Origin of the sequence: Caballeronia sp. EK (assembly GCF_014384845.1) — a bacterium.
Lineage (GTDB): Bacteria > Pseudomonadota > Gammaproteobacteria > Burkholderiales > Burkholderiaceae > Caballeronia > Caballeronia jiangsuensis.
This window is the reverse complement of the sequence record NZ_JACSUE010000002.1, coordinates 151,102-171,437: the sequence shown is the minus strand read 5'-3', so window position 1 is coordinate 171,437 and position 20,336 is coordinate 151,102. Positions and strand designations below refer to the sequence as shown.

Below are 20,336 nucleotides of genomic sequence, written 5' to 3'. Positions count from 1 at the left end.
TGAAGCATCGACAGGACGCCCGACCAACGAAGCGTTTCGACTAAGCTTTATAGCGCTCAGCGAGATATGTATTGCTGCAGGCCCGCGATGCTTTGCTGCAGTTCCGATTCAAGCCGCGCCATCAGTTCGGCTGCGGGCAATTCGCGCACGAGCGCGGCCGCCTGTCCTGCCCATTGCGCGCCGTAACCGAATTCGCCCTTCGCTTTGGCGGCGGCATGAAGCGACTTGCCCGCATCGTAGGTGATGGGATACGCGGGAATCGCGGGCGCCTCTGCGCCGCGCCCCAGTTCGGTGAACTTGTTGACGAGGCCGCGCGCGCTGCGGCCCGAAATTGCCGCGGTGAATGTGGTGTGATTGGCCGCGTCGCCGAGAATGGCGCGACGATACCCTTCATCGATCGACGTCTCCAAGCACGGCACGAACGCCGTGCCGAGTTGCGCGGCCTGCGCGCCGAGCGCCAGCGCCGCCGCGATGCCCGCGCCATCCATGATGCCGCCCGCCGCGATCACCGGCACATCGAACTTGCTTGCAAGCAAGCGCGTGAGTGCGAAGGTGCCGAGGTTGTCATCGTCGGCTTGCGGGTCGAAGATGCCGCGATGCCCGCCCGCTTCGATGCCCTGCGCAACGATCGCATCCATGCCCGCCGCCACGAGTTGCTCCGCCTCACGCACGTTAGTTGCACATGCAATCAGTTTGATGCCGGCCCCACGCAACGCATCGATATATTCCTTCGACGGCAGGCCGAAGTGAAAGCTCACGATAGCCGGCTTCTCGTCGATGAACACGTCGAGCATGGCCTTATCGACGACGAAGCTCGTGTAGATCTCGCTCAGCTTCGCGGGCGGCGTCGCGCCGTATTGCGCGAATACGGGCGCGAGCCATTCGGTCCACGCCTTCTCGATGGCAGCGTCGGCGCTGGCGGGCGCATGACAGAACACGTTGATGTTGAACGGCTTGCTGGTGAGCTCGCGCGTCTCGCGGATCACCTTGCGCGCGCCCTGCGCGTTCATCGCGCCGACGCCGAGCGAGCCGAGGCCGCCCGCGTTCGATACGGCCGCCGCGAGCGCGGGCGTGCTGACGCCTGCCATCGGCGCCTGAATGATCGGCGTCTCGATGCCGAGTAACGAGGTCAATGCGTTCTTGCTCATGGATATGCATCCTTTAAACATTGCGTGATTCAACGCTTCGCGAGCTTCTCGACGACGAAGTCGACAAAAGCCCGCACGCGCGACGACAAATGCCTGCCGTGCGGATACAGCAGGATGAACGGTCTGCTGCAGCCGCCGAACTCGCGCAGCACTTCGGTGAGCGTGCCCGCGCGCAATTCGTTTTCGACGGTGAATCGGTAGGTCTGAAAAAGGCCCGCGCCGTGACACGCGAGCGGAATGCCCGCGAGCGCATCGCCGGACGTGCCGTAGCCGCCTTGCGTGTTGATCTCCACCGGTTCGCCGTTCTGCATGAAAAGCCACGGCACGGGGCGTCCGGTGCTCGGCATCTCGAACTGAATGCACTCGTGTTCGAGCAGGTCTTCGATGCTTTTCGGCGTGCCCGCGCGCTTCAGATACGCCGGTGTGCCCACGACGACCAGCTCCGCGTCCTCCAGCTTGCGCGCGATCAGTCCTGAATCGCGCGGCGCGCGGCCGCGTATCGCCAGATCGAAACCTTCATCGGCGAAGTCGATGTTGCGGTTGCTCAGATGCGCTTCGACGGTCACATCGGGATAACGCGTTCGGAACTCCGCGAGGATCGGCAGCATGCGATAGTGGCCGTAAGGCGTCGGCATGCTGATGCGCAGCACGCCCTTCGGCGTCGTCTGCTGGCCGGTGGCTTCGCGTTCCGCTTCCGCAAGACGATTGAGCGCGTCGCGGCATTGCTCGAAGTAGCGGCGCCCCGCATCGGTCAGTCGAATCTGGCGCGTCGTGCGCACGAAAAGCCGCACGTCCAGGCGTTTTTCGAGCCGCGCGACGGAGCGGCTCACCGCCGCGGGCGTGACGCTCGCCGCGGTTGCCGCCAGCGTGAAGCTGCCCAGCTCCGCCGCGAGGCAAAAGAGTTCGATGCTGCCGAGAAGAAGATCGTCGAATTGCCGCTGCATGTCGAATGGCTTCGCGTCGTTTTCGGTGCATCTTCCGCGCTTGCGGACGCACGGTCAACCGACGCCAGTTCATTTGAGTTGTGACGCACGGGAACAGATCGATCGCGATGGCCCCAAAAACAATCGCCCGCTTCTTCCACACGGGAAAAAGCGGGCGATATTCATGCGCTTGTGTATGCCTTACTTCGCGGTCGGCATCGCGAATTCCGCGCCCTTCTCCGTGCTCTCGGGCCAGCGCTGCATGATCGACTTCTGCTTCGTGTAGAAGCGCACGCCTTCCTCGCCGTACGCATGCATGTCGCCGAAGAGACTGCGCTTCCAGCCGCCGAAGCCATGCCATGCCATCGGCACCGGGATCGGCACGTTGATGCCGACCATGCCCACTTCGATGCGTCGGCCGAATTCGCGGGCGATATGACCATCGCTCGTATAGCAGGCGACGCCGTTGCCGAACTCGTGTTCGTTGACGAGCTCGACCGCTTCGCCGAAGTCCTTCACGCGCACGCACGCGAGCACCGGGCCGAAGATCTCTTCCTTGTAGATACGCATTTCCGGCGTGACGTGATCGAACAGCGTGCCGCCCGTGAAGAAGCCGTCTTCATGGCCCGGCACCTTGTAGCCGCGTCCATCGACGACGAGCTTCGCGCCTTCGTCGACACCCAGCGCGATGTAGCCTTCGATGCGCTCCAGAGCCTGGCGCGTGACGATCGGGCCCATCTCCGCGTCGGACTCCATGCCGTTCCTGATCTTGAGCTGCTGCGCGCGCTCGGCGAGCATCGGCACGATCTTGTCGGCGACATCGCCCACGAGCACCGCAACCGAGATCGCCATGCAGCGCTCGCCCGCCGAGCCGTAGCCCGCGCCGATCAAGGCATCGACGGCCTGCTCGATATCCGCGTCGGGCATCACGACCATGTGATTCTTCGCGCCGCCGAGCGCCTGCACGCGCTTGCCGTGCTTCGCGCCCGTCTCGTAGATGTAGTTCGCGATCGGCGTCGAGCCGACGAAGCTGATCGCCTTCACTTGCGGATGCGTGAGCAGCGCATCGACGACGACCTTGTCGCCCTGCACGACGTTGAAGATGCCATCGGGCAAGCCGGCTTGCTTCAGCAGATCGGCCATGAACAACGACGCCGACGGATCGCGCTCGCTCGGCTTCAGGATGAACGCGTTGCCCGCCGCGATCGCGACCGGGAACATCCAGCACGGCACCATGCACGGGAAGTTGAACGGCGTGATGCCCGCGACGATGCCGAGCGGCTGGCGCGTCGTCCAGTTGTCCATGCCGGTCGAAACCTGTTCGGTGTAGTCGCCCTTCAGCAGTTGCGGAATGCCGCACGCGAATTCGATCACGTCGATGCCGCGCGACACTTCGCCCTGCGCATCCGAAAACACCTTGCCGTGCTCGGCGGTGATGATCGCTGCGAGTTCGTCGCGATGCTTGTTCATGAGTTCGAGGAACTTGAGCATGACGCGCGCGCGGCGGATCGGCGGCATGTCGCGCCAGGCCGGGAACGCGGCTTTCGCGCTCGCGACGGCTGCATCGACATCGGCGGCTTCGCCCAGCACGAGCTTGCGCGGACGCTCGCCCGTCGCCGGATTGAACACCGGCTGCGTGCGCGTGGCGGAGCCGTGCGTGCGCTCACCGTGAATGTAATGAACCACGTCGGCCGTATCGTTGAACGCTTGCATCTCGACTCCTCTCACTGATTGTTTGGCGATGGACACAGTGTAGGAACGGTCGCGCTCCGTGCAAAGGCGCTATGATTGAACTCATTGTTTATATCGGCAAACAATCGGCTGATGGACGAGCAAAAGATCGAAGGTCTCTGGACCCATTTGCACTGGCTGACCGTGCTCGCCGAGCAAGGCAGCTACACGGCGGCGGCGGCGCGCCTGAACGTATCGAAAGCGGCGATGAGCCAGCGCATCGCGGAGCTGGAGCGCGCGGCGGGCGTGCCGCTCGTCACGCGCACCACGCGCAGCGTGCGTTTCACGGAGGCGGGCCGCAGACTCGTCGACGATACGCGCGGGCAGTACGAGCGCATCGCGTCGAGTTTCCTGAGCGTGAAGGAGATGGCGGGCGTGGCGCGCGGCCTGATCCGCGTGACCGCGCCGATGGCTTTTTCACGGCAGCAACTCGTGCCGCGCATGTCGGGATTTCTGCATGCGCATCCTGATGTGCGGGTGCAACTGGAGGCGTCGGACAAGCTGAGTTCGATCGCGACGGAAGGCTTCGATCTCGCGGTGCGGCACAGCGCGCAGGTGCCGGACACGCATGTCGCGTGGAAGCTGTGCGATACCTATTCGGTGATCGTCGCGACGCGCGCGTATCTGAAGCGACGCGGCACGCCCGCGACGCCCAACGATCTCGCCACGCACGATTGCCTGGTCTATCCGCGTCCGCAGGCGTCGAGCATCTGGTCGTTTCAGCGAAAGGGCGGGCGCAAGAGTTCGACCGGGCCTTATACGCTCGCGGTGAACGGACCGTTCGCGGCGAACAACAGCGAGGTTTTGCGCGATGCCGCGCTCGACGATCTCGGCATCGCGCTGCTGCCTGATTTCACCGCGCAGGCCGCCGTGCAGGCGGGCAAGCTCGTCGTGCTGTTGCCGGACTGGCGTCCGGTCGGCGCATTCGCCGATCAGCTATTCGTGGTGCGGCCTTATGCGCCGCATGTGCCGCGCGCGGTCGCGCTTTTCATCGGATATTTGCGCGAGACCTTTGCGGGCGGATTTCCGCTTTAGAGCGAACTTCCGTAAACGGCAAAACGCGCCCGCTTGCATGCGGGCGCGTTCCGTTAGACCCCTTGCTGCTTAGTGATGCGCGAACGTCGGGAACACGTCGGCTTGAATCGGATTCACGCGCGCGCCCGATTGCGCCGAACCTTCCGTCGCGCCGCCGAACGCGGTTTGTGCCGCGCCGTTTTGCGCTGCGACGCGTGCTTCGGCGGCCTGGATGTCGGACGGATACTTCGAGTCGCTGATCACGCCGGGGTTATAGCCGGCCTTTTCCAGTTGCACGATTTGCTCGCGAACTTCCGCGCGCGTCAAAGGTTGATTCGATTGCGCGAACGATGCGACCGGCGCGGCAAAAGCGAGAGCGACCGCTGCGATACCGATGAGCTTGTTCATGATGCTTTCCTCCGTACAGAAGTTTTTGAATTGCCGCTTACGTTGTTGTGTTTTGCTCGTTCGCGACCGTTGAAGAGAGTTTAGGTATCGCACGATCTAGGGTAAATACCTAAACGGCGAAATCACTTTTGGCGAAAAGCTGACTAATCCGGGCGAATGCAGTGGGAACCAATGCCTTGCGAATCGCCTATAACCAAGAACAGAGCGGCCGCTTTAACTAACTCATAGCACGAACGATCGTTTATTCAGGGGAATGACCTTGAACCAGATCCTAGTGATCGGCGCAGGATTCGCCGGTCTGTGGAGCGCGCTGTCGGCGGCGCGCAAGCTCGACGAGCTCGGTCGCACCGATGAAGCCGAAGTCGCCATCGTCAATCCGGTGCCCTTTCACAGCGTCCGTGTGCGCAATTACGAGCAGCCGCTCGACCCGACGCTCGTGCAGCTCGACACCGTGCTCGGGCCGGCGGGCGTGCGGCTGGTCCAGGCGAAGGCGACCGATATCGACAGCGCGAATCGTCGCGTGACGATCGAGCGCGACGGCGCGTCCGAATCGCTCGATTACGACCGGCTGATTCTCGCGGCGGGCAGCGTGCTCGTGCGCCCGCCGATACCAGGCCTCGACCACTTCTCGTTCGATGTCGATACCTACGCGGGCGCGTGCAAGCTGCAGGCGCATCTGCTGACGCTGCCCGCACTGCCCGATACGCCGGGCCGCTATACGGCGGTCGTCGTCGGCGCGGGGTTGACGGGCATCGAACTCGCGGCGGAACTGCCCGCGCGGTTGCGCGAGATCGTCGCGGAAGGCGATCGCGGCAAGGTGCGCGTCGTGCTCGCGGATCGTTCGGCGAAGATCGGGCAATCGATGGGCGGCGCGCAGCATGTCATCGAAGGCGCGTTGCAGACGCTCGAAGTCGAGACGCGGGCCGGCGTATCGCTGGAATCGCTCGACGGCCAGGGCGTGACGCTCCACGACGGCGCCACGAGCGAGCGCATCGAAGCGGCGACGGTCGTCTGGTGCGGCGGCATGCATGCGAACGCGCTCGCGGCGCAACTGCCGGTCACGCTCGATCCGCTCGGACGCGTGCCGGTCGATGCGTTCCTGCGCGTGGAAGGCGTGCCGGGCGTGTTCGCGGCGGGCGATTGCGCGCGCGTGCTGATCGACGGCACGCGGCCATCGGTGATGTCGTGCCAGCATGGCCGGCCGATGGGACGTTACGCGGGCAACAACGCCGTCTGCGATCTCTTCGGAATGGAGATGCTGCCGCTATCGATCGACTGGTACACGACCATCTGCGATCTCGGGCCGTGGGGCGCGGTGTATACGGAAGGATGGGACAGGAAGCTCGTCGCCGAAGGCGAGACGGCGAAGGCGACCAAGCGCACGATCAACGGCGAACGCATCTATCCGCCGAAGAGCGGCACGCGCGAGGATCTCTTTCGGGCGGCGGCGCCTGTCGTGCAAACGCCGCCGCCAACCGAACGCGGATAAGCGCCGAAGAATCAGGCCTTCTTGACGGACGCGTTGTAGATTTCGTCGATCGACTGTTCGAGCGTCTTGTCGAACTCGCTGTCGCTCATCGACTTCTTCAGCTCGTTGATGAGCGCGCGCGAGAAGCTCGCGATCATGCCGTGGTTCTGCTCCAGCTTCTTGCATGCGTCGCTGCGCGTATAGCCGCCCGACAGCGCGACGACACGCACCACACGCGGATGCTCGATCAGCGGACGATAGAAATCCGCCTCGTCGGGGATGGTCAGCTTGATCATCACCTTGCTCGATTCCGGCAGCGCGTCGAGGCCCTTGAGCAATTCGTCGCGCAGAATTTTTTCCGCGCCCTTCTTGTCCGGGCTCTTGATCGAGACTTCGGGTTCGAGAATCGGCACGAGGCCATGCTTGATGATCTGCGCGCCCACTTCGAACTGCTGCTTCGCCACCGCCGCGATGCCCTTTTCATCGGCCTGATGAATCACCGAGCGCATCTTCGTGCCGAACACGCCGAGCTTCACGGCGCGCGCGAGCAGATCGTCGAGGCCGGAGATCGGCTTCATCACCTGCACGCCGTCGGCTTCCGTTTCGAGGCCCTTGTCGACCTTCAGGAACGGCACGATGCCACGGTCTTCCCACAGGAACGTGGGGACCGGTTTGCCTTCCGCTTCGCCGTCCATAGTGCGCTCGAATAGAATTGCACCGATCACCTTGTCTCCCGTGAACGAAGGCGCGGTCATGATGCGCACGCGCATTTCATGCATCAGCTTGAACATTTCGGCGTCGCCGTTGTAGGCGTCATCCGGAATTCCGTATTGCCTTAGCGCGCCGGGCGTCGAACCACCGCTCTGATCCAGAGCAGCAATGAAACCATCCTTCTCAGCCATTTGCGCGAGCATCTTTTCGTTAGCCACGAACATTTCCTCCTCGAAGTTCAAACTCCGGACCTGCGCGCATGCATAGTCCGGGCTTATGGTTCAGCTTCCTCAAGTGTAATGGTTTTGGCGGGCGCTCAAGTCGTGCAAATCCGCCATTCGTGCGCAAAGGGGGCGCGAATGGGTTCGGCCGTGCGTTGACGCACGGCCTGCAATAGAAAAGCTCAGGAAGCGGCGGAATTGAGATCGCCCGCGTTGCCGGTTCGCCAGATGAAGTTCAGGGCGCGGCGAAGAACCGATGGCGCGCGTGCGAAGTCTTCGGACTGCGGCATTTGCGCATGATCGTTCGATGATTCCGCTATCGCTTCGCCGACCGGCAAAGGTTCGGCTTCGATCACTTCAGGCTCGGGAAGCGGAGCGTGCTTTTCGAGCTTTTCACGCGCATCGGCGCAACGCTGATTGAGCACGCGGCGCATCTCGGGGTCGTCGATGAGCGCTTGCGCGGTCGCCATGCCGCGCTCGAACTGCAGCGCGTAAGCGATGTCGGTGAAGTCCTCATGGCGGCCGCTATCGGCCAGTTCGAACGCCAGCTCGAGCGTGCGCCGGCGTTTCCATGCATCGAGATCGTCTTGGCCCATGCTCACGGATGTCCTCTTCTTCGCGATGAGGTGCCGAAGATGTTAGCCCGCGCCAAACGTTTTTCCGTTGTCGCGTCACAACAAGCAGATCAAAAGCGCGCATGAAATCGTACAAAAAGCGCTTGCCTAAAGCACTGGATTCGCGATAGTCCTCGCTTGACAAGGCCCACGCAAGGTATTTAATTCACTCAGCCGCCGCCTTGAAGAATGGTGGACGGCCGCCGACATCTCCTGTCTGCGCTGTGAAGCAGTCCCGACGTATTGGATGTTCGCTCCAGGTGGAGCGCGATGTGCCTTTATCGGAGCCGCGTCATGTACCCGCTTTCAGGAAGTCCGGCACGCGTTGCCGCTCTCGCGTTCTCGTGCGCGCTCGCCGCATCCGTCGCCGCGTGCGGCGGGTCGGATTCGAACAATACGTCCGTCCCCGACGCCATCACCCAGATCATGAAGAAGCCCATGTATCAGGGCTCGACATGGGCGCTGCGCGTCGTCGATCTGAACTCGGGCGATCTCATCTACGACATGAATTCGAACGCACAGGTGTATGTCGCATCGGTGCGCAAGGTGTTTTCGCTCGGCGCGGCGCTCGATCAGTACGGCGCGGATCATCAGTTCCAGACGCCGGTTTATCGACTCGGCACCGTGGATGCGACCGGCACGCTCAACGGCAATCTCGTTCTCGTCGCGAGCGGCGATCTCGCGATGGGCGGCCGCACGAATCCCGACGGCACGCTTGCCTGGACGAACTTCGACCACAACGAGGCGAACAGTCTGGGCAACGCGCAGATCACCGCGCCCGATCCGCTCGCGGGCTACAACTCGCTCGCGGCGCAGGTGGCGGCGTCGGGCATCAAGAAGATCAACGGCGAGGTCGTGATCGACGATCGCCTTTTCGATCCCTTCGATTTCCGCGACGAATTCGACCTGCGGCCGATCTTCGTGAACGACGATGTGGTCGACACGATCATCGGTCAGGGCAGCGCGGGTTCGGCGTCGCCGGTGGATTACCGGCCGAAGTCATCGGCGTTCACCGTTCAGTCCACGCTGACGACGGGCGCGGCGGGCACGCCCGCGACGATCACCGTCACGCCCACGGACCCGACCTGCTTCGGCACGCTGCCCTGCGGCGGCGTGCTGAGCGGCTCGATTCCGGCGGATTACGTGCCGCCGATCGTCCCCAGCTTCCCGGTGATCCGCACGTTTCGCATCACGCAGCCGTCGAACTATGCGCGCACGGTGCTCATCGAGGCGCTCGCGCGCGCGGGCGTCACGGTGACGGCAACAGCAGTCGAGAGCAACCCGGTGCAACTGCTGCCCGCGAAGAACTCGTATTCCGCCGATACGCGCGTCGCGCAACTCACGTCGCAACCGTACGGCGAATATTCGAAGTGGATTTTGAAGGTCAGCTACAACATCGGCGCGGACACGAGCCTGATGCTCTTCGGCGTCGCGAACAACGGCTCGACCACGCTGAGCGCGGCGCTGGCCGCGGAGAGCGCGAAGCTGTCGGCCGCGCCGTTCAGTGTGCCGATGACCCAGACGCATTTCATCGATGGCAGCGGCGGCGGCGAGACGACAGCGACGCCACTCGCGGTCATCGCGATGCTGCGCGCGATGAACGGCCGTCCGGCCTTCCCGGCGTATGTGGATTCGATGCCGTTTCTCGGCGTCGACGGCTCGCTCGCGAGCACGACCGACTTCGAAAACGATCCGACGCTCGCGGGCGCGAAAGGCAAGGTCTACGCGAAAACGGGCACTTACGCGACCGGCACCGAGCTGCCGAACGGTCAGGTGCAGACGACGCTCAAGGGACAGGCGCTCGCGGGCTATATCGACGCGAAGAGCGGACGGCGCCTCGCGTTTGCGCTGATGGTGAACAACGTGCCGATCGCGAACGTGCCCGACATCCTCAACGTGTTCAACGACCAGGGCACGATCGCGGCGAATATCTGGAAGCTGCAATAAGCCGCTTTCGCTTCACCACGCGCCGGCGAACGCCAGCACCGCGCGATTGAACGCGCCGGGGCTGGCGGCGTTCATCCCGTGCGATGCGCCCGCGATCGTCTGACGCTCGGCGAACTCGATCCACTCCTCCAGCTTCTCGACGTTGTTGCGGAACATGCGCGGACTCTTTTGCCCGTCGATGAGCAGCGTGCGGCACTTGATGTCGCGCGCCGCCTCGCGCGTGTAGGCGGGCAAGGGATCGCGGAATTGCCTGGGCAGCGTGAGCGCGTTGTCGAGCGCCATGCGACGGAAGCTCTCCGTGCTCTTCTTCCAGAAGCCCGGCATGCTGACCGAATCCACGAACAGTTCCAGCCCGCGATCGAACTCGCCCTCTTCGATCAGTTCGGCCACGCGTGCGCGCAATGCGTTGGTCGCGGGCGGCAGCGAGGCGGGCACGGGCTGCGGCGTCGTTTGCAGCGGACCGCCCGGATCGGCGAGCGTGAGCGTCTTCACGAGCCGCGGATACTCGCGCGCCAGATGAAACGCGATACAGCCGCCGCGCGAATGCCCGACGAGATGCACCGGCGCGAGATCGAGCGATACGATGAACTCGGCCATTTCCGCGACGTGCGTTTCCCAGCCGAATTCGCCTTGCACGAAGGCATCGACGGCGGGCCAGTAATGCGACAGGCTCGGCGCGATGCAACGAAACTGCTTCGCGAGCGGCAGAATCTGCGCGTTCCAGTAGCGGTAGTCGCAGAGCGACCCATGCACGAACACGAGCGGCTCGCCCTCGCCGCACTCGATATACGGCACCGAAACCCCCGACGCCGTCGTGGCGAACGACGGTTCGGGCAGGCCTTGCACGGCGGTGAGGACGGAAAGATCGGTTCGCGCGTTCATGAATAAGCTCCTTGGATGCGACTATGCGCCGCGCCGAAGCAAAAGAAAAACGCATAATTTTGATAGAATCGTTCAGATTTTCTGATACCAAACGGTCGTTCACCCATGAAAGCGCTGGATCTGGATGTCCTCTCGATGATCGTCGCCGTCGCGGATACGGGCAACATCAGCCGCGCGGCGGAGCTGGTGCATCGCTCGCAATCGGCGGTGAGCATGCAGATCAAGACGCTGGAAACCGCGCTCGGCAAGCCGCTTTTCGTGCGCAAGCCGCGCAGCGTGGTGCCGACGCAGGACGGCGAGGTGCTGCTCACCTACGCGCGCCGCATGATCGCGCTGCGCGACGAGGCGTGGGCGGCGGTCGTGCGGCCGGATGTGACGGGGCGCGTGGTGATCGGCGTGCCGGACGATTACGCGTCGTCGCTGTTTCCGCCGATCCTCAAGAAATTCTCGGCGACATATCCGAAGGTCGAGATTCAGGTGGTCGGCCTGCCGAGCCTCGCGCTCGCGCCGATGGTGAAGGACGGCTCGGTCGATCTCGTCTGCGCGACGCGCGTGAAGGGCTTATCGGGCGAATTTCTGCGTCACGAGCCGATGGTCTGGGCCGCCGCGCCCGGCGAAACCGAAATCTGGAAGGAGCGGCCCTTGCCGATCGCGGTGTTTCTGCCGGGCAGCGTCGCCCGCGAGAACGCGATCCGCAGTCTCGAACGCGCGCGCATCGGCTATCGCACGTCGTATGAAAGCCCGAGTCTGCTCGGTCTCTTGACGATGGCCGAAGCGGGCCTCGCCGTGACGCCGCTCGCAAAATGCGCGGTGCCCTCGCACTTCACGCTGCTCGGGCCGGCGCAAGGTCTGCCGGATATCGGCACGCTCGAAGTGGTGCTCGCGCGCAGCGCGGCGTCGAAACGCCCGCCTTGCGACTTCCTCGCCGAACGCATCATGGCCGAATTGCGGCGCTGATCTCCGCCTCGATCGCGCGGATGCGGCGCGAGGTCCACGCGCGCAGCATGCCGTTCGATGCGACCATCGGCAACGATGCAGCCATGATCCGATACACGTCGTTGCGCCGGACCTTCGAGATCTTGTCGGGATCGAGCCATGCATCGTTACGCGCGAGCAGCACGAGCGTGTCGAGGCCGATCATGATCGGCCAGAGACAGGCGAGTCGCAGACGGATTGCGCCCGATGGAATCGCGAGCGTGTAATCGACCGCATCCCGAAACAGCGCGAGCGACGTGCGCAGCAATTCGAAGAGCACAGGCCGCGCGCGCGCCGACGATTCCGGCCGCAACAGATCCTGCGGCGTGAGACCGTGACGCCCGAGTATCGATTCGGGCAGATAGCAGCGGCCGATGCGCAGATCGCGCGCGCAATCGCGCAGCACGTTGGTCATCTGCAGCGCCTTGCCGAAGCGCACGCCGAGCGCGAGCATCGTATCGGGCGCAGCCTTGAGCGTGCCGGGCATATGCGCGTACGTCATCTTCGTCCAGAACTCGCCGACGCAGCCCGCGACGAGATACGTGTAGCGGTCCAGCTCTTCGAATTCCTTCAGTGCGACGATCTCGCCCGATGTCTCGTCGGGGAACGTGCGCAGATCGAACTCCATGCCGGTGCTGAGCGTCGTGACGATATCGCGAACCGCGGCCTGATCCTGCGCACCCAGTTGCGGCAGGATCGCGAGAGCGTCGCGCAGGCTTTCGAGCAACGCGCGCTCGTCGGGCTGCGCCTGCTGCCCCGCGACTTCACCCGCGATGCGCGCGAGCGCGCCGTCATCGGGTGCGCCGTTGATTTGCGCACGCAGCGAAAGCAATAGTTCCAGACGACGTTGCGGTGAGATCAGCGATGTATCCGCGATCGTATCGGCGGCGCGCGCCAGCAGATACGCGAGCCCGATGGGATCGCGCATGCCCGTCGGCAGAATGCGCAGCGTGAGGTAGAACGACCGCGACACGCGCTTGAGAAGCGGGCCCAGCAAAAAGGCCCGGGGCGAATTGTTCATGACTTGGCGGATGGCTTCGGCTTGAGGCGCGATGATCGCGCGCCGCAGCATTGTATCCGTCCAGCGTCAATGACGATGCGTGTGCTTCTTGTGGTGTCGCGGATGAGGCGCGATGCGCAGCATGATGCGTTCGGGCGCGCGTGACGTCGACGCGAGCGCGATGGGTCGATCGACCGGTTCGAGGATCACCTGGGCGCTTCCCGATCGTTGCAGACCGAGTTCGACGGCCGCCGCGAACGACACATCGATCATGCGACCCTTCGTGAAAGGACCGCGATCGTTGATGCGCACGACGACCGACCTCGTCTTCGCGAGATTGCTGACGCGCACATACGAGCCGAGCGGCAACGTGCGATGCGCCGCCGTGAACGCGTGCATGTCGTAGCGTTCACCGCTGGCCGTTTTGCGCCCATGAAACTTCTTGCCGTAATACGATGCCCAGCCGATCTTCGGAACGGTCTTCGTCGTGGCGTCGCGGTAGTCGAGCGGCTGCGCATCGAGGGAGCGGCGTTCGTGAGTGCGCATCGAATCGGCGATGTGCGCGCCTTCGGTCAGCACCGACGGCGTACCCGCTTCCTTCGGCGCGTCGTGCGGATGAACGGCGCATCCGCCGAGCGTCGCGCACGCACCGGAAGCCGCGATGGCGGCCACGCCGGCCGCCTGCCACTGGATGATGGGTCCGTTGTCCTGCATAAGCGAGTCTCTCCATGAAATGCCGACGCATTCCATCGACTCGCACACAACGTCTGCCTCGGTTCGAAGTTGACCTGTGCGGCGAAGATATGACTCATCTTTACAGACGACACTTCCGCTTTCGTCGCTGCTCTCGTCGCGCCGAATCCGCCTAGCCTCTCGGCCCGTAATCCAGCTTCGGATACCAGTCCGTTCCCCGCCCTTCGGGCGTCATGTCGAGCACGGTCCAGAGCGGCATCAGATCGGGCGCGCCGCGCGGGTCCTCGCCGGGATCGGCGGTACCGAAATCCATCTCGCCGCTCCAGAAATGCCGGATCACGCCGTCGCGCCGCGTGAAAACGTTGAGCGCGGGATCGTCGCCGCCTTCCTTCGATATCGCGTGATAGTCGCGGCTGAACTCTCCGTTCGTATCGGAAAAGAGCCTGAGATCGCGCCAGCCGCGCTCCGTCTTGAACGCCAAGAGCTTCGCGAGCGGCGAGCGCGCGATCACCGCGAGCGCCACGCGCTGCTCGATGTCGCGCGCCTCGCCTTCCCACGCCGACAAAAGCGACGTGCACATCGGGCACGGCCGTTCGCGCTGCGGCCCGAACATGTAGCTATAGGTGACGAGCGTGTCCTTGTCGCCGAAAAGACCCGCGAAATCGACTGCGCCGCGCTCGCCTTCGAATCGATAATCGCCCTTCACTTCGCCGCCGGGCGGCAGCGCGCGACGCATCTGCGCGACGCGCTCGATATGCCGGCGCAATTCGATTTCCTCCGCCAGCAACGCGGTGCGCGCCTGCCGATATTCGGCGCTTTCGTTGGGAAACCTCATCGTCGCGCGCTTCGCGAGTTCATCGGCGGGAACGTAGTTCGTGGTCGTGCTCATATCCGATCTCCTTTGGCTCAGGTAGCTCAATCGCGGTCCGGCGCGCCGAGCGGAAACAGCGCCCGATATGGCCGCGCCTCATCGACCGCGCGCGCGAACGACGGCCGCGCGAGCAGGCGCTTGCGATACGCGATCACGTTCGGATACGCGTCACCGATTCGATGACACCAGTCCGCATAGAACAGGAACGGCGCGGCGCCACAATCGGCAAGGCTGAAGGCGTCGCCCGCCGCCCATTCCCGCGTGGCCATCTTGCGATCGAGAAAGGCGTAGGACGTGTCGAGCATCGCACGGGCATCGGCGACGCCGCGCGCATCGCGTTCGTTCGGATCGCGCATCGCGTCGAACACGATCTTCTGCTGCGGCGTCGACAGATAGTTGTCGAAGAAGCGATCCATCCAGCGCGTTTCGAGCGCGGCGCGCGGATCGTCGGGAACGAGGCGCACCGGGCCAGGGTGAAACAGCCCCAGATATTCGATGATCACCGTCGATTCGATCACCGGCCGGACGTCATCGACGAGCACGGGAAAGCGCTTCATCGGCCAGATTTCGGTGAGTTCGGCCATCGATTGCGGCGTTTCGGGCGTGAGCGCGCGCCATTCGAAAGGCGTGCCGTTCTCGTACAGCGCGACCAAAACCTTCTGGCAATAAGAGGAAAACGGGTGTGCGTAGAGTTGCAAGCTCATCTGATAGCCTCCAGGTCGTCGAGCAGTTCAGAATGCGGCGCGATGCGCAGACGACGATTGCAGCGCCGGATACCTGGACGACGAGCGAAGACGCGGCCAATCGACAACGAATCGATATATTTTGTTGTGCGGCGCAGCGTGACAGTTGACGATTTGCTAACGTGCGCGCCTCCCAGCAACCGAAGCACGGCCAACGGATCCATTGTCCGTCGAGCCGGCCGAAGAGAATGAAGCGCAAAGACAAAATTAGTATCGTCGTTGCAGACGATCGCCCCGTCGTTCTATACGGGCTGCAAAGCTGGTTCGAGGCACACGAGCGGTTTCGGGTGACGGCATGCGTCAGAAACGCCGATCAACTGCTCGCGAGGCTCACGGCCGCCAGCTACGACGTGATCGTTCTGGGCTGCGGTCTGGAAGGTTCCCGTGCGGACGATTTCGCGCTTCTGCGCGAATTGCGCCGGTCGTTCCGGGAGACGCCCGTGGTCGTCTTCACCGACGAAACCGACTCGCACACGCTCTTCGACATGCAGCATGCGGGCGCGTCGGGCCTCGTGAGTCCGCGCGAGGAAGCCCGTGCGTTCGAACGCGTGTGCGAGCGCGTGCTTTCCGGCGCGGAGAAGATCGTCTCGCCGCGTATCGCGAACTGCTGCAATGCCGCCGCTTCCACGGTTTCCTTCGATGCATCGCCCGATTATGACCGCGTGCGCGTGAGCGTCCGGCAGTTTGTTGCGGTCCCCTGAACGGGCGAAAATCCGATCCCGCTTTCACACCAGCGACATCCGCCGGTGAGATGCTTTTCGGTTTATGTCCAGAAAAGGCATCGCCTTCAGCCGATGAGCGTCGATTTCGCATTACGTCTCTTCGCCGCGTTCGCGTGCGGCGTCGCCATTGGTCTCGAACGGCAGTTGCGCCAGCGCACGGCGGGATTGCGCACGATCACGCTCGTCGCGAGCGGCGCGTGCCTCTTCGTCACGCTCGGCATGTTGACGGGCAACGGCGTCGCGGGCGTCACGCAGATCGCCGCGTATGTCGTGTCCGGCGTCGGCTTCCTGGGCGGCGGCGTGATCATGCGCGACAAAGGCTCGATTCAGGGCATCAATACGGCGGCGACGCTGTGGTGCTCGGCGGCCGTCGGCGTGCTGTGCGGCACCGGGCATTACGGCCCGGCGATCGCGGGCACGGGCGTCGTGCTCGCGACCAACACGCTCCTGCGCGAAGTGAGCCGCGCGATCAACGCGACGCCCGTATCGAGCGCGGACATCGTGCGTGAATACGTGCTGACCGTGATCGGTCGGCAGGAGGACGAGATTCACATCCGCACGCTGCTTTCGAACGCGATGGACGCGCAGCCGCTTTCGTTTCAGAGCCTCACGAGCGAAGACGTCGACAGCGAGCCGCCGCGCATCAAGGTCACGGCGACCGTGCGCATGCATCCGAAAGATCAGGCGAAGCTCGAACGCATGGCGAGCCGCATGAGCATGGAGCGCGGCGTGTCGAGCATCAGCTGGGCGGGCAAGGATGTGGAGACGGCGCCGGAGTGAGGCTCACGGCACCGCGCTTTGCCCCATGCGCTCGCGCAGCGCGCCGCAATGCGCGACCAGATTGCCCTGCGTAGCCACGAATCGCTTGAGCGGCGTGTCGATGTCGTAAAACCAGATACTCGCGACGAACCCGTACAACGCGCAATCGATGCTCGCGGGCGCATCGCCGAACATGAACGGCTTGTCGCCGAGCAGATTCGCCAGCGCCTGAAGGCTCGCGATGCCGCGCGCATACGCGGCGTCCGGCTCGTACCGTCCGATGCCCTGATACCGATAGCGATCGAAATTGTATTGTCGCGCGCCCTCCAGCGCTTCCCCGCCGATATCCGGATGCTGCCGCATCAGCGCGTCGCGGAACTGCGGCCAGTAGCGGTCGTCGCGCCAGCGCGAATACGACATCACCCAGTAGAGATCGTCGAGCGTTCGGCGGATCAGCAGATCGAGATCGCGTTGCGCGCCGGTGAGCGCGTCGTCGAGCGTCAGCGCGTATTTGTGTTTCAGATGCGCGATGATCGCATCGCTGTCGCCGATGGTTTCATCGTCATCGACGAGATACGGAAGCTGGCCGCGCGGCGCGGCGCTCGTGTCGAGCACATGGCGATGCTCGAACGGCAGACCCGCGAGCTTCAGAAACGCGAACACTTTCAATCCGAACGGATTGTTGTCTTCGAGGCCGAACAACTGAGGATACGAATAGAGCGTGATCATCGACGTCTCCGGGCGTCGCCCTGCAAGGACGCGCCAACTTCGCTACGATTCCCGATTGGCCTTGCACCTTCCCGTCACGCGGCGCGCATTCCGGCATTCGCCCGGCACGCGCCGCCACACACGAAAAATACTATGCCCACGCCGCCTCATGCCATCGGTTTTACGCTCGATCCGCTCGATCGCGTGTCGGAAAAGCGCGACGACGATGCGTTCGTCGCCAGTCTGCGCGACGATCCGTCCACGCGCTTTCTGCTGTTCGTGAACAACGTGCCGCTCTTCAAGCGCGCCGACGGGCACGATCCGCTCTTCAGCACACACGAAGCGGCGGCGCACGGCGCGCCCTTGCAAACGGTGTTCCTCGGCCGCGACGCCGACGAGCGCGCGCTCTTCGCATCCTCTTTCGACGACAACCCGGAAAGCCTTCGCGAAGTCGAAGCGATCGAGCTTCGCCCCATCGCGATGCAAGGGCTCGTGCCGCCACCGCTCGTCAGCGCGCTCGGCGAAGCGCGCTCGATGCTCGACTGGCATCGCCGTCACCGCTTCTGCGCGAACTGCGGCCAGCCGACCGATTCCGCCGGCGCGGGCTGGCGGCGCATCTGCCCGAATTGCAAGGCGCAGCATTTTCCGCGCGTCGATCCGGTCGTGATCATGCTCGTCACCGATGGCGAGCGGTGTCTGCTCGGCCGTCAGCCGCAATTCGTGCCGGGCATGTATTCGGCGCTGGCGGGCTTCATCGAGCCGGGCGAAACCTTCGAGCACGCGGTGTATCGCGAGGTGCTGGAGGAAGCGGGCATCCGCTGCACGGACGTGCGCTATTACGCGTCGCAGCCGTGGCCGTTTCCATCGTCGCTGATGATCGGCTGTTTCGCGCGCGCGGCCACGACCGAACTCACCGTCGACAAGAACGAACTCGAAGACGCGCGCTGGTTCACGCGCCGCGAAGTCGCCGCGATGCTCGACGGCACGCACGAACAGGAACTGTCGGCGCCGAAGCCGTTCGCGATCGCGCATCATCTGCTGAAGGCGTTCGCGACCGGCGAACTGGACTGAACGGCAGCTTCCTGGCGCGACGTCGGCGATCGGCGCAAAATTCGAGGCTCTGACACGCGGGCGCGCAACCGCATTCCTCAGACACCGGGTGAACGACATGAACATGAAAGGCGGCGTCCATATCTGGCTGATCCGGCATGGCGAAACCGAATGGAGCAAGTCGGGCCAGCACACCGGCACGACCGACATCCCGCTCACCGACGAAGGCCGCAAGCAGGCGACCGCGCTCGCGCCGGTGCTCGCGTCCCAGTCCTTCGATCTCGTGCTGACGAGCCCGATGAACCGCGCGATCGAAACCTGCCGCCTCGCGGGTCTCTCCGAACACGCGCAAGTCGAGCCGGAACTGCACGAGTGGAATTACGGCATCTACGAAGGGCGCAAAACGCAGGATATTCGCGAGGAAGTGCCGGACTGGTCGGTATGGACGTCGGCGATTCCCGAAGGCGAGAATCTCGCCGATGTCGGCAGGCGCGCGCAGGCGCTCATCGACAAGCTGCTCGCCACGAACGCGACGCACATCGCGCTCTTTTCGCATGCGCATTTCTCGCGCGTGTTCGGCGCGCAATGGGCGACGGGCTCGCCCGCGCTCGGCGCGCATCTCGCGATGGACACCGCCGCGATGAGCGTGCTCGGCTTCGAACGCGACGTGCGCGCGATCATCAAGTGGAATCTTCTGCCGTAGTCAAAGCGTCTCGCGCTCGACCAGTTCGAAGCCCACGTCGACGAGCGTTTTGTCCGTCGCGCCGCCGAGCCTGTCGATGAGACAGCGCGCCGCCGTCGCGCCGATGCGCTTGCCGTCCACGCGCACGGTCGTGAGCGCGGGGATGGCGTCGGCGGTGAACTCGAGATCGCCGAAGCCGCACACGGCGATGCGCCCGGGAATGTCGATCGCGAGCCGGCGCGCCTCGGACACGACGCCGAGCGCGAGCAGATCGGAACTGCAGAAGATCGCATCGACGCCTGCGCGCATGTCGAGCACGCGCCGCAAGCCTTCCTTGCCGAGCGCGATCGAGCTGGGCGGCGGCATCAGCATTTCGGTGACATCGTTCACGCCGTGCTTCGCGAGCGTCTCCACGAAGCCGCGCCGCCGTGCCAGCGCACGCTGATCGTTCGCGGACACGAGCGCAGGGCGGCGCGTGCCGCGCGCGAGAAAGCGCTCGGCCACCATCACGCCGATGCGGTAATGCGAGAAGCCGACGAGCATGTCGATGGGATCGTCGCTCATGTCCCACGTCTCGACGATCGGAATGCCGATCTTGCGCAGACGTTCGCGCAGCGTCGGCGTGTGCGCGACGCCGGTGAGAAACACGCCTTCGGGGCGGCGGCTCAGCACGGCGTCGAGCAACGGGTCTTCGTCTTCGTCGCTATAGCCGGACAGGCCGAGCAGCACCTGATAGCCGGCGCGCGACATCGTATCGCTGAAAACCTGCACGGTTTCGGAGAAGAGCGAGTGCGCGACGGTCGGCACGATCGCCGCGATCAGCCGCGACTTCGCCGACGACAACCCGCCCGCCAGCCGGTTCGGCACGTAACCCAGTTCGGCGACGGCGTGGCGCACGCGGGCGAGCGTTTCGGGCGCGACGGTGTCGGGCGCGTTGAACACGCGCGACACGGTGATGGGCGAAACGCCTGCGATGGCCGCCACGTCGGTGATTCGCACGCCTTTGGCGCCCGAGCGCGCGCGGCGCGTGGGTGCCGGATCGACGGATTTCGACGCCGCCATGATG

22 protein-coding genes are annotated in these 20,336 nt (G+C 64.2%); 8 read left to right on the top strand and 14 right to left on the bottom strand.

The genetic code is table 11. The features are described from left to right. Positions 1–56: 56 nt before the first annotated feature. The 3 genes from IAG25_RS05195 to IAG25_RS05185 form a co-directional block, all read right to left on the bottom strand. On the bottom strand, positions 57–1,148 hold the full coding sequence (locus IAG25_RS05195; RefSeq protein WP_187603890.1) for an NAD(P)H-dependent flavin oxidoreductase: 1,092 nt from the start codon (positions 1,146–1,148) through the stop codon (positions 57–59). A gap of 29 nt (positions 1,149–1,177) precedes the next feature. Further along, positions 1,178–2,092, bottom strand: a complete 915-nt coding sequence (locus tag IAG25_RS05190) for a LysR family transcriptional regulator (protein ID WP_187603889.1) — start codon at positions 2,090–2,092, stop codon at positions 1,178–1,180. Between the two features lie 180 nt (positions 2,093–2,272). Further along, positions 2,273–3,784, bottom strand: coding sequence for a CoA-acylating methylmalonate-semialdehyde dehydrogenase (locus tag IAG25_RS05185; protein WP_187603888.1), 1,512 nt, complete (start codon positions 3,782–3,784; stop codon positions 2,273–2,275). Between the two features lie 111 nt (positions 3,785–3,895). Here IAG25_RS05185 and IAG25_RS05180 point away from each other — a divergent pair, with 111 nt between their 5' ends. Continuing rightward, a complete protein-coding gene (locus tag IAG25_RS05180) occupies positions 3,896–4,837 on the top strand; it encodes a LysR family transcriptional regulator (RefSeq protein WP_187603887.1) in 942 nt (313 codons plus the stop codon). Between the two features lie 69 nt (positions 4,838–4,906). Here IAG25_RS05180 and IAG25_RS05175 read toward each other — a convergent pair whose 3' ends face one another. Next, positions 4,907–5,224, bottom strand: a complete 318-nt coding sequence (locus tag IAG25_RS05175; RefSeq protein WP_187603886.1) for a DUF4148 domain-containing protein — start codon at positions 5,222–5,224, stop codon at positions 4,907–4,909. 259 nt (positions 5,225–5,483) lie between these two features. On the opposite strand from IAG25_RS05175, the gene IAG25_RS05170 reads away from it, so the two are divergent. Next, entirely contained in the window at positions 5,484–6,713 is a 1,230-nt protein-coding gene (locus IAG25_RS05170) for an NAD(P)/FAD-dependent oxidoreductase (RefSeq protein WP_187603885.1), read from the top strand. An 11-nt stretch (positions 6,714–6,724) separates the two neighbouring features. Here the strand turns inward: IAG25_RS05170 and IAG25_RS05165 are convergent, their stop codons facing one another. Both IAG25_RS05165 and IAG25_RS05160 read right to left on the bottom strand, forming a co-directional pair. Continuing rightward, a complete protein-coding gene (locus tag IAG25_RS05165) occupies positions 6,725–7,621 on the bottom strand; it encodes a fructose bisphosphate aldolase (RefSeq protein ID WP_035504521.1) in 897 nt (298 codons plus the stop codon). 185 nt (positions 7,622–7,806) lie between these two features. Then, positions 7,807–8,220: a hypothetical protein gene (locus tag IAG25_RS05160; protein ID WP_222946394.1), complete on the bottom strand. Its 414-nt coding sequence runs from the start codon at positions 8,218–8,220 to the stop codon at positions 7,807–7,809. 312 nt (positions 8,221–8,532) lie between these two features. Here IAG25_RS05160 and IAG25_RS05155 point away from each other — a divergent pair, with 312 nt between their 5' ends. Further along, on the top strand, positions 8,533–10,185 hold the full coding sequence (locus tag IAG25_RS05155; protein WP_187603883.1) for a D-alanyl-D-alanine carboxypeptidase/D-alanyl-D-alanine-endopeptidase: 1,653 nt from the start codon (positions 8,533–8,535) through the stop codon (positions 10,183–10,185). Between the two features lie 12 nt (positions 10,186–10,197). Here IAG25_RS05155 and IAG25_RS05150 read toward each other — a convergent pair whose 3' ends face one another. Continuing rightward, positions 10,198–11,067: an alpha/beta fold hydrolase gene (locus IAG25_RS05150; protein ID WP_187603882.1), complete on the bottom strand. Its 870-nt coding sequence runs from the start codon at positions 11,065–11,067 to the stop codon at positions 10,198–10,200. 105 nt (positions 11,068–11,172) lie between these two features. Between IAG25_RS05150 and IAG25_RS05145 the strand changes: the two genes are divergently transcribed. Next, positions 11,173–12,024 carry a LysR substrate-binding domain-containing protein gene (locus tag IAG25_RS05145; RefSeq protein ID WP_035504475.1) on the top strand — a complete coding sequence of 284 codons (852 nt, stop codon included), beginning with the start codon at positions 11,173–11,175 and terminating at the stop codon, positions 12,022–12,024. Here the strand turns inward: IAG25_RS05145 and IAG25_RS05140 are convergent. From IAG25_RS05140 to IAG25_RS05120, 5 genes are all read right to left on the bottom strand, one after another. Then, a complete protein-coding gene (locus tag IAG25_RS05140) occupies positions 12,002–13,063 on the bottom strand; it encodes a phytoene/squalene synthase family protein (RefSeq protein ID WP_187603881.1) in 1,062 nt (353 codons plus the stop codon). The genes IAG25_RS05145 and IAG25_RS05140 overlap by 23 nt on opposite strands. A 66-nt stretch (positions 13,064–13,129) precedes the next feature. Then, positions 13,130–13,756 (bottom strand): septal ring lytic transglycosylase RlpA family protein, encoded by a 627-nt coding sequence (locus tag IAG25_RS05135; protein ID WP_187603880.1) that lies wholly within the window; start codon positions 13,754–13,756, stop codon positions 13,130–13,132. Between the two features lie 151 nt (positions 13,757–13,907). Further along, on the bottom strand, positions 13,908–14,624 hold the full coding sequence (locus IAG25_RS05130) for a DUF899 family protein (protein WP_187603879.1): 717 nt from the start codon (positions 14,622–14,624) through the stop codon (positions 13,908–13,910). Between the two features lie 26 nt (positions 14,625–14,650). After that, the gene (locus IAG25_RS05125; RefSeq protein ID WP_187603878.1) at positions 14,651–15,310 is read right to left on the bottom strand and encodes a glutathione S-transferase family protein; all 660 of its coding nucleotides are present in this window, start codon (positions 15,308–15,310) and stop codon (positions 14,651–14,653) included. Then, positions 15,307–15,513, bottom strand: a complete 207-nt coding sequence (locus IAG25_RS05120; protein WP_187603877.1) for a hypothetical protein — start codon at positions 15,511–15,513, stop codon at positions 15,307–15,309. Before IAG25_RS05120 ends, IAG25_RS05125 begins: the two co-directional genes overlap by 4 nt. Before the next feature lie 24 nt (positions 15,514–15,537). Between IAG25_RS05120 and IAG25_RS05115 the strand changes: the two genes are divergently transcribed. Together IAG25_RS05115 and IAG25_RS05110 are read left to right on the top strand one after the other, a co-directional pair. Beyond that, positions 15,538–16,050: a response regulator gene (locus IAG25_RS05115; protein WP_187603876.1), complete on the top strand. Its 513-nt coding sequence runs from the start codon at positions 15,538–15,540 to the stop codon at positions 16,048–16,050. 93 nt (positions 16,051–16,143) lie between these two features. Further along, positions 16,144–16,851 (top strand): MgtC/SapB family protein, encoded by a 708-nt coding sequence (locus IAG25_RS05110; protein WP_187603875.1) that lies wholly within the window; start codon positions 16,144–16,146, stop codon positions 16,849–16,851. Between the two features lie 3 nt (positions 16,852–16,854). On the opposite strand, the gene IAG25_RS05105 is transcribed toward IAG25_RS05110, so the two are convergent. Continuing rightward, entirely contained in the window at positions 16,855–17,559 is a 705-nt protein-coding gene (locus tag IAG25_RS05105) for a glutathione S-transferase family protein (protein ID WP_187603874.1), read from the bottom strand. A gap of 132 nt (positions 17,560–17,691) precedes the next feature. Here IAG25_RS05105 and nudC point away from each other — a divergent pair, with 132 nt between their 5' ends. Both nudC and IAG25_RS05095 read left to right on the top strand, forming a co-directional pair. Further along, complete coding sequence (gene nudC, locus IAG25_RS05100) at positions 17,692–18,609, top strand: NAD(+) diphosphatase (RefSeq protein ID WP_187603873.1); 918 nt, start codon at positions 17,692–17,694, stop codon at positions 18,607–18,609. Between the two features lie 97 nt (positions 18,610–18,706). Then, positions 18,707–19,291: a histidine phosphatase family protein gene (locus tag IAG25_RS05095; protein WP_187603872.1), complete on the top strand. Its 585-nt coding sequence runs from the start codon at positions 18,707–18,709 to the stop codon at positions 19,289–19,291. Here IAG25_RS05095 and IAG25_RS05090 read toward each other — a convergent pair whose 3' ends face one another. After that, complete coding sequence (locus IAG25_RS05090; RefSeq protein ID WP_187603871.1) at positions 19,292–20,332, bottom strand: LacI family DNA-binding transcriptional regulator; 1,041 nt, start codon at positions 20,330–20,332, stop codon at positions 19,292–19,294. Positions 20,333–20,336 lie beyond the last annotated feature (4 nt).

Bases quoted from the DNA above. Each gene is read 5' to 3' on its own strand.
- IAG25_RS05095 (WP_187603872.1), top strand. From the start codon at position 18,707: ATGAACATGAAAGGCGGCGTCCATATCTGGCTGATCCGGCATGGCGAA.
- IAG25_RS05120 (WP_187603877.1), bottom strand. From the start codon at position 15,513: ATGGATCCGTTGGCCGTGCTTCGGTTGCTGGGAGGCGCGCACGTTAGC.
- nudC (WP_187603873.1), top strand. From the start codon at position 17,692: ATGCCCACGCCGCCTCATGCCATCGGTTTTACGCTCGATCCGCTCGAT.
- IAG25_RS05125 (WP_187603878.1), bottom strand. From the start codon at position 15,310: ATGAGCTTGCAACTCTACGCACACCCGTTTTCCTCTTATTGCCAGAAG.
- IAG25_RS05145 (WP_035504475.1), top strand. From the start codon at position 11,173: ATGAAAGCGCTGGATCTGGATGTCCTCTCGATGATCGTCGCCGTCGCG.
- IAG25_RS05115 (WP_187603876.1), top strand. From the start codon at position 15,538: ATGAAGCGCAAAGACAAAATTAGTATCGTCGTTGCAGACGATCGCCCC.
- IAG25_RS05175 (WP_187603886.1), bottom strand. From the start codon at position 5,224: ATGAACAAGCTCATCGGTATCGCAGCGGTCGCTCTCGCTTTTGCCGCG.
- IAG25_RS05090 (WP_187603871.1), bottom strand. From the start codon at position 20,332: ATGGCGGCGTCGAAATCCGTCGATCCGGCACCCACGCGCCGCGCGCGC.
- IAG25_RS05190 (WP_187603889.1), bottom strand. From the start codon at position 2,092: ATGCAGCGGCAATTCGACGATCTTCTTCTCGGCAGCATCGAACTCTTT.
- IAG25_RS05155 (WP_187603883.1), top strand. From the start codon at position 8,533: ATGTACCCGCTTTCAGGAAGTCCGGCACGCGTTGCCGCTCTCGCGTTC.
- IAG25_RS05105 (WP_187603874.1), bottom strand. From the start codon at position 17,559: ATGATCACGCTCTATTCGTATCCTCAGTTGTTCGGCCTCGAAGACAAC.
- IAG25_RS05185 (WP_187603888.1), bottom strand. From the start codon at position 3,784: ATGCAAGCGTTCAACGATACGGCCGACGTGGTTCATTACATTCACGGT.
- IAG25_RS05180 (WP_187603887.1), top strand. From the start codon at position 3,896: ATGGACGAGCAAAAGATCGAAGGTCTCTGGACCCATTTGCACTGGCTG.
- IAG25_RS05195 (WP_187603890.1), bottom strand. From the start codon at position 1,148: ATGAGCAAGAACGCATTGACCTCGTTACTCGGCATCGAGACGCCGATC.
- IAG25_RS05150 (WP_187603882.1), bottom strand. From the start codon at position 11,067: ATGAACGCGCGAACCGATCTTTCCGTCCTCACCGCCGTGCAAGGCCTG.
- IAG25_RS05110 (WP_187603875.1), top strand. From the start codon at position 16,144: ATGAGCGTCGATTTCGCATTACGTCTCTTCGCCGCGTTCGCGTGCGGC.
- IAG25_RS05135 (WP_187603880.1), bottom strand. From the start codon at position 13,756: ATGCAGGACAACGGACCCATCATCCAGTGGCAGGCGGCCGGCGTGGCC.
- IAG25_RS05160 (WP_222946394.1), bottom strand. From the start codon at position 8,220: ATGGGCCAAGACGATCTCGATGCATGGAAACGCCGGCGCACGCTCGAG.
- IAG25_RS05130 (WP_187603879.1), bottom strand. From the start codon at position 14,624: ATGAGCACGACCACGAACTACGTTCCCGCCGATGAACTCGCGAAGCGC.
- IAG25_RS05140 (WP_187603881.1), bottom strand. From the start codon at position 13,063: ATGAACAATTCGCCCCGGGCCTTTTTGCTGGGCCCGCTTCTCAAGCGC.